This is a genomic window from Bradyrhizobium sp. U531 (assembly GCF_051710265.1).
GTDB lineage: Bacteria > Pseudomonadota > Alphaproteobacteria > Rhizobiales > Xanthobacteraceae > Bradyrhizobium.
On sequence record NZ_JASVEN010000007.1, the window covers coordinates 164,805 to 178,009 of the forward strand.

The window sequence follows — 13,205 nt, forward strand, 5'->3', positions numbered from 1 at the left end:
CACAAGGAGACCATCATGGATTTCGCGCTCACCGATCAGCAGGAAGCCATTCGCGACGCCATCGCCAAGATCTGCGAGGGCTTTCCGGATGCCTATTGGCTGAAGAAGGACCACGACGGCGGCTTCCCGCACGACTTCCACAAGGCGCTGGCCGACGCCGGCTGGCTCGGCATCTGCGTGCCCGAGGAATATGGCGGCTCGGGCCTCGGTATCACTGAAGCCGCGATCATGATGCGTACCATCGCGGAGTCCGGCGCCGGCATGTCCGGCGCGTCCGCGGTGCACATCAACGTGTTCGGCCTCAATCCCGTCGTCGTGTTCGGCACCGAAGAACAGCGCAAGCGCATGCTGCCGCCGATGGTCGAAGGCCGCGAGAAAGCGTGCTTCGCCGTCACCGAGCCCAACACCGGCCTCAACACGACGCAGCTCAAGACCCGGGCGGTCGCCAAGAACGACCGGTACATCGTCAACGGCCAGAAGGTGTGGATCTCGACCGCGCAGGTCGCGCACAAGATCCTGCTCTTGGCGCGCACCACGCCGCTGGAAGAGGTGCGCTCGCCGACCCATGGCCTCAGCCTGTTCTACACCGATTTCGACCGCACCAGGATCAAGGTCCACGAGATCGAGAAGATGGGCCGCAAGATCGTCGATTCCAACGAGCTGTTCTTCGAGGATTTCGAGATCCCGATGGAGGACCGCATCGGCGAAGAGGGCAAGGGTTTTCAGTACATCCTCGAAGGCATGAACCCCGAGCGGATCCTGATCGCGGCGGAAGCCGTTGGGCTGGGCAAGCTCGCGCTCTCGCGTGCGACCGAATACGCCAAGACGCGCGTCGTGTTCAATCGGCCGATCGGCAAGAATCAAGGCATCCAGCATCCGCTCGCGGTGAACTGGGTCGAGCTCGAAGCGGCCTGGCTGATGGTGATGCAGGCCGCCTGGCAATACGACAAGGGCCTGCCTTGCGGCGCCGGCGCCAACGCGGCGAAATATTTTGCGGGCGAGGCCGGCTACCATGCCTGCGAGCAGGCGGTGATGACGCATGGCGGTTTCGGCTACGCCAAGGAATTCCACGTCGAACGTTACTTGCGCGAGGTGCTGATCCCGCGCATCGCGCCGGTCAGCCCGCAGCTCGCGCTTAGCTTCATCGCGGAAAAGGTGCTGGGGCTCGCCAAATCGTACTAGGGCCCGGGGAGCATCGCCGTGAACCTCGCTCATCATCTGCTGCGCGCCGCCAAGGCGGACGCCTCCGCGCCGGCCCTGCTCAAGGGTCTGACGCCGGTCGCCGATTACGGCCGGCTCGCCGCGACGGTGGCCTCGCTCGCGGGCGCGCTGCGGCAACGTCTCGGCCTCGCCAGCGGCGACCGCGTGGCGCTGCTGATGAAGAACGTGCCCGACTATGTCGCCTGCCTCTATGCCTGCTGGCATGCCGGGCTGGTCGCGGTGCCCATCAACGCAAAGCTGCATCCGCGCGAGGTCGCGTTCATTCTCGACAATGCCGGCGCCGCGATCGTGTTCGTGACCGAGGACATGGCAAGCGTTGCATCGGAGGCGCTGGCGCTCGCGACCGTCAATCCGCCAGTGATCGAGATCGGCTCGGCCGAACATCGCGCCCTCGCGAAGGCGGACGGCATTGGCATTGCGGATGTTGCGGTCACCGATCCCGCCTGGATCTTCTACACCAGCGGCACCACGGGCCGGCCCAAGGGCGCGGTGCTCAGCCATCGCAATCTGCTGGCGATGTCGCTGAATTATCTCGCCGAGATCAATCCGGTGGTGCCGGGCGAGGCGCTGTTGCACGCCGCGCCGATGTCGCACGGCTCCGGCCTCTACATGGTGCCGCATGTGCTCGGCATGGGCGCGCAGATCATTCCCGAGAGCGGCCGGTTTGAGCCGGACGAGATTCTGGCGCTGACGGAAAAGCGCGACGGCATCTCGTTCTTCGCCGCACCGACCATGGTGCGCCGCCTGACGGTCGCGGCGGAAGCTGTGGGCGCGACCGCGCCGGGGCTGAAGACCATCATCTATGGCGGCGGCCCCATGTATGTCGCCGACTGCAAGGCGGCGCTCGCGGTATTCGGGCCCAAGCTCGCGCAGATCTACGGCCAGGGCGAGACACCGATGACCATCACGTACCTGCCGAAGCGCATGCATGCCGACACCGGGTATCCCCGCTATGAGGAGCGCCTCGCCTCGGTCGGCATCGCCCAAGGGGTTGCGCAGGTGCGCACCGTGGACGAGACGGGCCGCGACGTTGCGCCGGACGAGGTCGGCGAGATCATCGTGCGCGGCGACACCGTCATGTCCGGCTACTGGCAGAACCCGGATGCGACCGCGAACACGCTGCGGGACGGCTGGCTCTATACCGGCGACATGGGCGCCTTCGATGCCGACGGTTTCCTGACGCTGAAGGACCGCTCCAAGGACGTCATCATCTCCGGCGGCACCAACATCTATCCGCGCGAGGTCGAGGAAGTGTTGTTGCGGCACGAGGCCGTCGCCGAGGTCTCGGTGATCGGCCGGCCGCATCCGGAGTGGGGTGAGGAAGTGGTGGCGGTCGTCGTTCCCGTCGCGGGCAGGGCTCTCGCGCGCGACGAGCTCGACCAGATGTGCAATGCCTGGATCGCGCGTTTCAAGCGGCCGAAGCAGTATTATGCGATCCATGAGCTGCCCAAGAACAGTTACGGCAAGATCGTGAAGACCGAGCTGCGGACGCTGCTCGCCGAGTCCTCCGCGCGCCTTTCGCCGATGGACTGACGCGGTCATGCCCGAGCCCGCGGCCCCGATCGATTTCTCCGGCCTGATCCGCGAGGGCGATCTCGTCGTGTGCGGGCAGGCGACGGCCGAGCCCGTCACCCTGACCGAAGCGCTGATGGCGCAGGCGGCGCAGCTTCCGCCGTTTCGCATGATGATCGGCCCGGTGTTCTCGGACACGTTCTCCGCGACATGTCCACCCAACGTTGCGTTTCAGAGCTATGGCGTGATCGGCAATGCGCGGCGGCTTGCGAAGGCCGGGCGGCTCGACGTGATCCCCAGCAATTACAGCGCCTTCTGCGCCGACTTCGCCGCGCGTCGCCACAGGGCCGATGTCGTGCTGGTGCAGCTTGCGGAAGGAGGCGGTGGCCGCTTGAGCGCAAGCCTCTCCAACGACTACGTCATCGACGCCGCGCGCGGCGCACGCCGCGTCATCGCCGAGATCAATCCGGATGCACCGTTCACGTTCGGTGCGGAATGGCCGGACGAGGTGCCGATCCATCTGCGCGTGGCGGCGCGCCGGCCGCCGGTCGAGCTGGCTTCGACGCCGCCTGACGACGTCTCCCGGCGCATCGCCGTGCATGCGGCGAGCCTGATCGCGGACGGCAGCACGCTGCAGTTCGGTGTCGGGCGAATTCCGGACGCGATCCTCTCCACGCTCTCCCATCTGCGCAATCTCGGCATTCATTCCGGCCTGATCAACGATGCCGTCGTCGATCTGATCGCGTGCGGTGCGGTGACGAATGCGGACAAGGGGATCGATGCCGGGATCACCGTCACCAACCAGGTGATCGGCACGCAGCGGCTCTATCGCTTCGTTCACGAGAACAGGACGGTCGCGGTGCGGCCGACGTCCTACACGCACGGCCAGAACGTGCTGGCGCAGGTCAACCGGCTGGTCGCGATCAACTCGGCGCTCCAGGTCGGGCTCGACGGCAGCGTCAATTCCGAGACGCTGAACGGTGTTGCCATCGGTGCGATCGGCGGGCAGCTCGATTTCGTCCGCGGGGCCAATGCCTCGCCCGGAGGCAGGGCGATCATCGCGCTGCCGGCAACGGCGTCCGACGGCACCAGTCGGATCGTCGGCCGTGTCGAGACGGTGACGACGCCGCGTGCCGATGTCGATGCCATCGTCACCGAATGGGGCATCGCCGAGCTGCGCGGCTGCGGCCTTGCCGAGCGGGCGCGCCGCATGATCGCGATTGCCGCACCCGAGCACCGCGAGGGGTTGTCGGCGCAGCTTCGCGCGCGCTAGCTCAGTTCATCATCGCAGCCGTCGGGCGCTGGCTCTCGCCGGAACCGATGATCCCCGGAAGGTCCGTCGCTTCGCCGGCGATCATGTGCGACATGCCCCAGAACAGGTGGGCGAGGCGCGAGAACACCAGCCGCTCGCGTTCGGCGGGCACGGTGCCATCGGGGATCGTTACCGTCTCCAGCCCGACCACCTTCTTGAAGTCCGGCCAGATCGTCATCGACTGTGCGATCACGGAATAGCAGCGCGGATCGTCCTCGCTCTCGTCGGGCGCCGACGGCAGGCCCGGATATTGCGTCGGGGTGGCGAAGAACTTGTAGGCGCCGTAGCCGAGCTTGAGCAGGAATTTTTCGGGCACGGCCACATCGGCGGCAAAGGACACCAGCCGCGCCTCGCTCAGCACGTCCGGATCGATCGCGCCGAGGTCCGATGCGCGCAGCGCCGAGCAGAAGCCGAGATTGCGATTGTGCTCGCGCAGCAGGTTGGCCAGCGGCTGCTGCTGTTGCACGGTGTCGGTGAGCAGGATGATGGTCTTGAGCATCGTGAAGGTCTCCCTCAGGGGAAAAGCTGGCGTGCGGTCATGACCGCATCGTCGGACGCGTGGCTGGCGAAGAAGTCGTTGGCGATGCGCTGCCCGGGTGCGATCTCGAGGATGCGGTAGCGCGCGTGGCTCGCCGCCTCGCGCGCGGCACCGACATCGTCCTGCCAGGCGCAGAGCGAGAGCTCGAGCCGGCCGTATCCGCCGCAATCGGCGGCATAGGCGCCGGTCACGGCCTCGACGGTCGCCGCCACGGCGCCGGCATCGCTGGCCGAGACGTCGCGAAGGATCACGGCGATGCCGCCCCCGGTCGCGGCCCTCGAGGTCATCACCATGAAGGCGTCGCGGGCGCCGGTGCGGCCGGCGCGGCGCGCCGTGCGCACGATGCTCGCAAAGCCGGGATCGGGGCCGAGCTCAAGCGTCGTCGTCTGCTGGTCGTGCAGGATGGTCGCGCGCGAGGCGCCGAGGTCGCCCTTCAGCGCGTGATAGGAGCGCGGCAGCCACACCGTATCGAGCGGAACCTGCGACGATGTCAGGCTCCAGGCCTGGTCCAGCAGATAGCCTTCCCAGATCGCGGGATAGGCGGCGGCGAGCTGCTGCCAGGCGCGAAGCAGCCGTTCGGCATGCGCGGAGCGGCCGAGATAGAGCGTGCGTGCCGACATCTCCCAGCGATTCCATTTGTGCAGGGCGACGTCGCAACCGAGGAAAGACGGCAGCAGCGGCGCTTCGCGCAAGATGGCGCCAGCATCGACGAACAGCAGCGGTTCGCGATATTTGTTCCACATCCGCACCATGAACTCCGCCGTCTCGAAGCAGAGCAGGCGGTCATCGAGCTGGGTGTCGATCGCTTCGATATGACAGTCGAGCTGCAGGCGTTCGAGCGATTGGCGGAGACGGAGGGGCGCTGCCTCGTCGCCGCCGCGCGGATGGCAGGCAACGATCCGGGGCCGAACGGTGCAGGCGTCGGCGGCGGCGAGAAATCGCGCCCAGCCGATGCCGCCCCACCACATTTCATGCGGGCCATCGGCGCCGCAGGGGCCGACGGTGCCGAATTCGGTCAGCTTGGATTTGAGGAAGTCGAAGCCGGGATTTTCTCCTCCGGGAATGATGACAGCGCAGGCGGGACTGAGCGAGCGGTAGAACAGCTCGGCCGCCGCGCCGCTCGGCGGCTCCTTCAGGATCACGACGCCGCTGCGCCGTCCGTCCGGGACGTCATCGAGAATGGGGGCACCATACTGGCCGACCAACCAGCTCAGGCGGTCGTGCTGGGCCCGGCCCAGCCTGATGCCGCCGGCTTGCAGCACCTGATCCAGTTTAGCCTGCGTCGCGTCCCGCAATTCCGTGCCCCCTCGTCAACCCCTGGGACTTCAACGGCCGGGCTGACGCGATCAGGCGCACTATTTCGGGCGGGCTCCGAGCGGGGTGATTGCGACGGCGTAGACTGCAATCTCCTCGGTCATCGGGGCGACCGGGATCAGCAGGCAGCCGTCCTCGTTCTCGGCGCGATAATGCGAGCCGGTCCGCTGCACGCCGGCAAAGGTCAGGCTTTCGGCGGCGATGCCGACCGCGTCCTGGCTCTCGGCGGCGTCGCGGACCCCGTCGGCGGATTGAATGGTCACGCCATGCAGCAGGCCTTCCGGGGCGAATTTCGCCAGCGGCAACGCAATCATGGTGATGCCCATGGCGCGCGAGAGGGGAATGCGCACCCGCAGCTCACCGAGGCCGGTGCGATGAACGGTCACCGTTTCGAGCGTCGCTTCGCCGTTCCCGCGGAACAGGCCGATCTGGACGGACGCGCAGGGGCTCTCCTCGAAGACGTCGGCGGGCAGGCGGTTGGCGCCGAACAGGGCATAGAGATAGGCATGGGACGGCGACAGCTGCGCAAAGCAGCCCGCCAGCCACATCGGCGGCGCCGCGACGGTGCAGGCAGCGGAGAGACCGCGGGCGGTGATCTGGCGGCGGATGAAGCTGCTATCGATCATCGGCGCCAGCGCGTGGGTGCCGAGATTGACGTCGTGCTTCAAATCGCCGAGCAGCGTCAGCTCGTCGTCGTCGGGCAGCAGCAGCAGCCGCGCCAACGTCGCCGCGCACCAGCGCGCGGAGATATCGGGCGCGGCATGGGGACTCAGGCGGAAATCGAGCGCGACCTCTTCGGCAGCCCCTGCAAAGGCGAGGGCGCCGGCCTGGATCTCGGCGGCCAGTACGATCTGGTTCTCGGGGCGCGGGTTGATCTCGCGCAGCACCTTGTCGCCGTCATAGTCGCGCACCGAGCCGTCGGCGGAGCAGCAGATCTGCTCCAGCAGCGCGATGTTGCGGATCATCATGCGCTTGACGTGCGGGGTGACCACGAGATCGGAGATGAAGCCTGCCGCGCTGTCATCTTCGGCGACATCGTCGAAGGCGTCGTCGAGCGACATCAGATAGGCGCCATGCAGGCGGATCTCGAGCCCCTCGAGGTCGAAGATGCGACGCAGCGCCTTCTGGACGCTGCCGGAATAGCCGAGGTCGGCCAGCACGAGATCGGTGCAGTCGTCAAAGCCGGGGATGGCCTGACGCAGATAGGCCAGCAGCCGGACGCGCAAACCCGCGGCGAGCATGACGATCTCGGCAGGATCGATCAATGTCGGAAGCGCCGCGGCGAGGTCTTCGCCGGAGGCGATGCCGCCGGGACAGGTGGCAAAGAACGCCGCGACCTTCGGCGGCATCATCTTCATCATGTCCTGGAAGGTCGGCGCGTCGATCTTGAACACCTTGCTGAAGAGATCGACGAGCGGCTGCATCGTGTCGGCGGAGGCGATCAGGCCGACGCGGCGGTTGATCTCGAGATAGGCCGACGAGGAGCCATGAAGTCCCTGCCAGACCCGGTGCGGCAGAAAGCCGTCGCGGCCGAGAAAGCCGAGCGCGACCCGCCGGCCGGGCTCGGCAATTTCCGCGCAACGCCGCGTCACGAAGGCGTCGAATGCGGTCATGACAGGGCCGAGCACGGTCATCCCCAAGTGGAAGGCCTGAGACCTCTCGGCGCCGCGGGCGGCAACCACGCGCCGCAGCGTTCGTGCGCCATGATCGAGCCGCGACGGCGCGCCCGCGCACAGCAGCTCGAACAGGGCCGTCTCGCGCTGAAACGTCGAGGCGAGCTGCGCGGTTGCCTGCGGATAATAGCGGGGGTGAATGTCGTGACGCTTCGCGCCCTTGATATCGGCCTTGTCATTGTCGCCGACGTGAAAGGAGGCGCCGGCGTCGATTCCCTGTTCGGACAGATAGGTGGCGAACAGGGTTTCGCTCTTGCCGCTGCCATGGTCGCAGGACGCATAGAGGAAGTCCCAGTCGAGCCCGGGATGGCACGCGCGCAGCAGGCGCGCCAGCCGGTCCGTGTCCCAATAGGTGTCCGAGATGAATCCGACGCGATGGCCGGCGCGTTTCATGTCCAGATATTGCCTGATCATGTCCGGGTTGGCGCGGCAGAGCTCGATCTCGGCGGCGAACTCGGCGTCGACGAGGTCGTTCAGGTCTCCGCGGGAAAGACCGAACAGCCTGAACGGAAAAAAGGAATAGATCTCGTCGATGTGCACTTCGCTCGCGCCGCGTTTCTCCTTCGCGGTCCGGCGTGCGCGCGATTCGGCCTGGATGCGATGCTGAACGAAACTGGCGGAAACATCCGGACAAGTTCGTGAAATGCCGGATAGCTCGTAAGTCCTTTCAAATACGCCATCCGGCGTCGTGCATGCGCGCAGCAGAAATGTATCGAAAACATCGAACGACCAAGCAGAAACAATTTGCGCGCGGCGCTCAGCGCCGGCCGTAGCCAACTTCATGCTGCAATTCCCCGTCCACCAACGTGATTAACGCGCGCATGCGTGGAGTCAGGCGCTCGAGATGCGAAAAAAAGTAACGCGCGATTCAAAATCGTGTTCGTCGCGACTGACAGATTTAAAAAAATCGCTAGGTTCGAAAAAGGTGATTCGGAAAAAATTGCCGAGTGCGAAAGTCGTCTCGCGTTCATTCACACTCGGAAACAATCGCTTCTTGATGCGCCACGCGCGCGTTGCGTTTGATCACCTAGTGCCGCGTAACTTCAGCGTTTTCTCACCGCTACATCTGTTCAGGATGAATGATCCGCCATGGCGCGAGACGATGTGACGATTGCAGACCTGATGCGCGAGACGATCGCGCGGTCGGCAATTATTGCCCGATACTCGGCAAAAGATACCGGCTAACATCTTGAAAAATAACAAAAATTATCCGCCTGGATTGTTTTGGCCCCGCGTTCAACGCCTGGAAGCCGTGTGGCATGTGCGCCAGCGGCATTGCGGGTTGGAGGTTGCGGGATGAGTTACGCTGCTGATGTCTGGGCTCCCGCCGAGGCCGAGATCACGACGACCATGCCGGCCGAGGCGATCGTGCCGGTGATGCCCTCCGTGCCGCTCGCGCCGGACAGCGCGCTGGATGCGGTCGATGTCGTTTACGACGAGGACAGCGAACTGCTCGACAGGCTCGCGACCGGCGACGAATTTGCCTTCCGTGCACTGGTCGAACGTCACATCGATCGCGCCTATGCGATCGCGCTGCGCATCGTCGGCAACGCTGCGGACGCCGAGGACGTGGTGCAGGACACCATGCTCAAGATCTGGAGCCATCGCGGTCGCTGGCAGCACGGCCGCGCCAAGTTCTCGACCTGGCTCTATCGTGTCATCTCCAACCGCTGCATCGATCTGCGCCGCAAGCCGCGGACCGAGAACGTCGAGACCGTTCCGGAAGTCGCCGACGGCCAGCCCGGCGCGGTCGAGATCATCGAGCGCAACGAGCTGAACGGCATGCTGGAGATCGCGATGCAGCGTCTGCCCGAGCAGCAGCGCATCGCGGTGATCTTCTCGTATCACGAGAACATGAGCAACGGCGAGATCGCCGAGGTGATGGACACGACGGTCGCCGCCGTCGAGTCGCTGCTCAAGCGTGGACGCCAGCAGCTGCGTCAGCTTCTGCGCAAGCACGAACGCGACATCCGCACCGCGTTTACCGATTGCTAACCATAAAATTCGGCTCGCGAAAACTTTCGCGCCTGATCTGCTTGCGCTCCGCCGTTTGAGCGAACGGACGGGGCTGCGGTCCGCGTCGTCGTAAGTCGAGTTCAACGATGCGGCACGCCATGCCCATCAGCACAGGAGCTTCCAATGCCCGCAATCAACACCAATACCGCCGCCAATGCCGCGGTACGCTATCTCAACATCAACTCGTCGCAGGAGACTTCTTCGCTCTCCAAGCTGTCGAGCGGCTCGCGCATCACGTCGGCGTCCGACGACGCGGCCGGTCTTGCGATCTCCACCCGCATCTCCTCGGACGTCACCACGCTGCAGCAGGCCGCGACCAACGCCTCACAGGCCAACGCCATCCTGCAGACCGCCGACGGCGGCGCCTCGAACATCTCCGACATTCTCGCCCGCATGAAGTCGCTGGCTTCCGAGTCCGCCTCGGGCACCACGACCGACTCCAGCCGCGCTTACATCAACTCGGAATTCACGCAGCTCACAAGCGAAATCGATTCGATCGCCTCCGGCACGCGCTATTCCAGCCAGAGCCTGCTCGACGGCTCCAGCGTGTTCGCCTCCGGCGTGTCGGTACTGGTCGGCTCCTCCGGCTCGGACACCATCACCATCACGCTCACCAGCCTCACGGCTTCGTCGCTCGGCGTGTCCTCGCTTGATGTCAGCTCGCTGTCGGACGCGACCTCGGCGCTGACCGCGCTGGACACGGCGATCGACACGGTCTCCGCCGCCCGCGCCAGCATCGGTGCCCAGGAATCCCGCTTCAACTTCAGCGCGGACTCGATCTCCACCCAGACCCAGAACCTGCAGTCGGCCAATTCGGCGATCAAGGACGTCGACATCGCGGCCGAGCAGTCCAAGCTCTCCTCTGCGGAAGTGAAGACCCAGGCCGCCGTGTCAGCGCTCGCTGCGGCGAACCAGATGCCGCAGTACCTGCTCAAGCTGCTGGGCTGATGACGATACGAGCGGGCCGGCATGATGCCGGCCCGCTTTCTACCAGGGACAGTCAGCCAAAGTGACCAGCGTCAGCTCGACCAGCAGCAGCACAAGTTCGGGGGTCTCCGTCACCACGAGCGGGACGACCAATTCGAGCAGTATCGACTGGTCGGCGCTGATCCAGGCCGCCGTCGACGCCAAGACCGCGCAGGCGGACACGATCTCCACCACGATCACGAACAACGAGGCCAAGATCTCGGCCTATCAGACGCTGCAAAGCGATCTGAAGACGCTGTATTCGGGATTGGCCTCGCTGTCGACCGCGGTGGTCAACTCGCTCTCGACCAGCGCGTTTTCCACGCGCTCCGCCAGCATCAGTGCGACCGGGGACGTCAGCGCCTCCTCGGCGCTCTCGATGACGATCAAGAGCGGGGCGGCGACAGGCGATCACACCCTGACGATCAGTCAGCTCGCGACTGCGCACAAGGTGGCCGGCACCTCGCAATCGAGCCAGACCGACGAACTCGGCTATTCCGGCGCCTTCTCGATCGGGCTTGAGGGCGGCACGACAGCCGACATCACGGTCACCAGCACGATGTCGCTCCAGGACGTCGCCGATGCCATCAATGCACAGACCTCGACGACAAACGTCCAGGCCTCGATCGTGCAGGTCTCCAGCACGTCGTACCGGCTGGTCCTGACCGGCACCGAGGATGCCGCGGACATCAGCTATTCCAGCACCTCGGGCGACGACATCATGAGCGAGCTCGGCGTGACCGACAGCTCGGGGAGCTTTACCAACGTCATCCAGGAGGCGCAGTCGGCCGAATTCACGCTCGACGGCATCTCGATGACCCGCGACACCAACGACATCTCCGATGTCCTCAGCGGCGTCACGTTCGGCCTGCTCCAGGCGACGCCGGACGGAACGTCGCTGAACATCAGCATCGAAACCGACACCAGCCAGATCCAGTCGGCCCTGGAGACGTTCGTCACCAACTACAATGCCTTCCGCGACGAAGTCGTCGCCCAGCAGGCGACCGCCACCGACGGCACCGCTGATTCCAGCGCGGTGCTGTTCGGCGACGGAACGATGCGCAACATCATGGATGCGCTGCAGAATGCGCTGAACAGCACCGTCGGCGGCATGACCATGGCTGATCTCGGCCTGTCCTTCAACGAGAGCAACGAGCTCGAGCTCGACACCTCGACCCTGTCGGATATCCTGAGCACGAATTTGAGCGGCGTGACCAAGCTGCTGTCGGCTCAGACCACGACGTCGTCGAGCCAGCTCAGCGTCGTCAACACCGGCACGTCGCCGCAGTCCTTCACCCTGGATTTGACGGTCGATTCCGACGGCAACCTGGCCTCGGCGTCGGTCGGCGGCGATTCGACGCTGTTCACGGTCAGCGGCACCACGATCATCGGCGCCGCAGGCTCGATCTACGCCGGCATGGCCTTCACCTATAGCGGATCGACCTCGCAATCGATCACGGTGACCTCGACCTCGGGTATCGCGACGCAGCTCTATCAGATCGCGAAAAATTATTCCTCGTCGACCGGCGTGCTGCAGACGCTGATCACCAACCTGACGACGCGCGACGACGACCTTCAGCAGAAGGTCGACGACATCAACAGCGCGGCCGCGACGCTGCAATCGCAGCTCCAGACCCAATACGCGAAATACCAGGCGGCGATCGAGAGCGCCAACAGCACGCTGACCTATCTCAAGGCGCTGCTGAGCAGCTCCTCGAGCGATTGATCCAGTAAGACAGAGTGATCGATGATGCATAACCAGATGGCGTACATGGCCAACCAGGCCTATCGGGGCGCGGCAACGAGCGTGCCGCCGCTCAAGGCGATTTCGATGCTGCTCGGCGGTGCGATCACCTTTCTGCAGAAGTCGCTGGCCGCGCAGGAGGCCCGCCGCTTCGAAGAGGGGCACGAGCACCTGATGCGGGCGACCGCGATCCTCCGCGGGCTGAGCCACAATCTCGATTTCACCAGGGGCGGCGCGGTCGCGGAACAAGTGTTCCAGACCTACAATGCGATGATCCTGGCAAGCCTCAAGGCGTTCGGCCGTCCGCATGCGCGCGCAAGTTTCGGACGGATCATCGCCGGGCTTTCCGAGCTTCGGGAGGCCTGGGAGTTCGTCGACGCGACATCGCGGGCTGCGGGCGCTGCGCCGGTCGATTCGGCGCGCAGGGGCTGAGGCGGCGGTTGCCCCATGCGGAGGGGCGGCCGATGACGCCGCCCTCCCATTTCCCCGGTTTTCCGTAGTGCGGCGGGCCGTTTTGGCGCCAAAGCCGGCCTGAAACCGGTTTCCGGCGCACGCGCAATGCTTTATGACGGGCCGGACCATGGCGGGACCGGCGGACGATGGACGTCACCGAGTTTGAGGAACTGATCGATCGGCTGGGCGAGGATATTTCCCTCTGGCCCGACGATCGGCGTGTGCCCGCTGAAGAGCTGCTTGCCCGCTCGCCCGCGGCGCAGGCGCTGCTCGAGGAGGCGCGCACGTTGCGCCAGGCGCTCGCGGCGCCCCCGGTCCGCGCCCCCGCAGGCCTCGCCGACCGCATCGCCGCTGCCGCGGCGAGGATGAAGAGCGACGCCGCGGAGCCTCGCACCGAAGGCGAGACGGCGGGGAGCTGAGCGGCTTCTCTCGACCGGGACTCGTTTCTTCCTTCAT

General features: G+C 65.5%; 11 protein-coding genes. 8 read left to right on the forward strand and 3 right to left on the reverse strand.

Features of this window, described 5'->3' with window-relative positions:
• Positions 1–15 precede the first annotated feature (15 nt).
• Genes QRQ56_RS28235 through QRQ56_RS28245 form a run of 3 tightly spaced genes read left to right on the forward strand, consistent with a single transcriptional unit; the run spans position 16 to position 4,006 of the window.
• Positions 16–1,182, forward strand: coding sequence for an acyl-CoA dehydrogenase family protein (locus tag QRQ56_RS28235; protein WP_232954111.1), 1,167 nt, complete (start codon positions 16–18; stop codon positions 1,180–1,182).
• A gap of 18 nt (positions 1,183–1,200) precedes the next feature.
• Positions 1,201–2,754 carry an AMP-binding protein gene (locus tag QRQ56_RS28240; RefSeq protein WP_438744454.1) on the forward strand — a complete coding sequence of 518 codons (1,554 nt, stop codon included), beginning with the start codon at positions 1,201–1,203 and terminating at the stop codon, positions 2,752–2,754.
• Between the two features lie 7 nt (positions 2,755–2,761).
• On the forward strand, positions 2,762–4,006 hold the full coding sequence (locus QRQ56_RS28245; protein WP_438744455.1) for an acetyl-CoA hydrolase/transferase family protein: 1,245 nt from the start codon (positions 2,762–2,764) through the stop codon (positions 4,004–4,006).
• Between the two features lies 1 nt (position 4,007).
• On the opposite strand, the gene QRQ56_RS28250 is transcribed toward QRQ56_RS28245, so the two are convergent.
• From QRQ56_RS28250 to QRQ56_RS28260, 3 genes are read right to left on the reverse strand one after another with little or no spacing between them, the layout of a single operon-like run.
• The gene (locus tag QRQ56_RS28250) at positions 4,008–4,544 is read right to left on the reverse strand and encodes a hypothetical protein (protein ID WP_438744456.1); all 537 of its coding nucleotides are present in this window, start codon (positions 4,542–4,544) and stop codon (positions 4,008–4,010) included.
• Between the two features lie 14 nt (positions 4,545–4,558).
• Positions 4,559–5,878: a hypothetical protein gene (locus QRQ56_RS28255; RefSeq protein ID WP_438744457.1), complete on the reverse strand. Its 1,320-nt coding sequence runs from the start codon at positions 5,876–5,878 to the stop codon at positions 4,559–4,561.
• 60 nt (positions 5,879–5,938) lie between these two features.
• Positions 5,939–8,353, reverse strand: a complete 2,415-nt coding sequence (locus QRQ56_RS28260; RefSeq protein WP_438744458.1) for a hypothetical protein — start codon at positions 8,351–8,353, stop codon at positions 5,939–5,941.
• A gap of 513 nt (positions 8,354–8,866) precedes the next feature.
• Between QRQ56_RS28260 and QRQ56_RS28265 the strand changes: the two genes are divergently transcribed.
• The 5 genes from QRQ56_RS28265 to QRQ56_RS28285 all read left to right on the forward strand — a co-directional run bounded on the left by QRQ56_RS28265 (position 8,867) and on the right by QRQ56_RS28285 (position 13,168).
• On the forward strand, positions 8,867–9,565 hold the full coding sequence (locus tag QRQ56_RS28265) for an RNA polymerase sigma factor (RefSeq protein WP_438744459.1): 699 nt from the start codon (positions 8,867–8,869) through the stop codon (positions 9,563–9,565).
• Between the two features lie 144 nt (positions 9,566–9,709).
• Entirely contained in the window at positions 9,710–10,534 is an 825-nt protein-coding gene (locus tag QRQ56_RS28270; RefSeq protein ID WP_438744460.1) for a flagellin, read from the forward strand.
• A 61-nt stretch (positions 10,535–10,595) separates the two neighbouring features.
• Positions 10,596–12,278, forward strand: a complete 1,683-nt coding sequence (fliD, locus tag QRQ56_RS28275) for a flagellar filament capping protein FliD (protein WP_438744461.1) — start codon at positions 10,596–10,598, stop codon at positions 12,276–12,278.
• 21 nt (positions 12,279–12,299) lie between these two features.
• Positions 12,300–12,728 (forward strand): flagellar export chaperone FliS, encoded by a 429-nt coding sequence (gene fliS / locus QRQ56_RS28280; RefSeq protein ID WP_438744462.1) that lies wholly within the window; start codon positions 12,300–12,302, stop codon positions 12,726–12,728.
• Between the two features lie 167 nt (positions 12,729–12,895).
• On the forward strand, positions 12,896–13,168 hold the full coding sequence (locus QRQ56_RS28285; protein WP_438744463.1) for a hypothetical protein: 273 nt from the start codon (positions 12,896–12,898) through the stop codon (positions 13,166–13,168).
• Positions 13,169–13,205 lie beyond the last annotated feature (37 nt).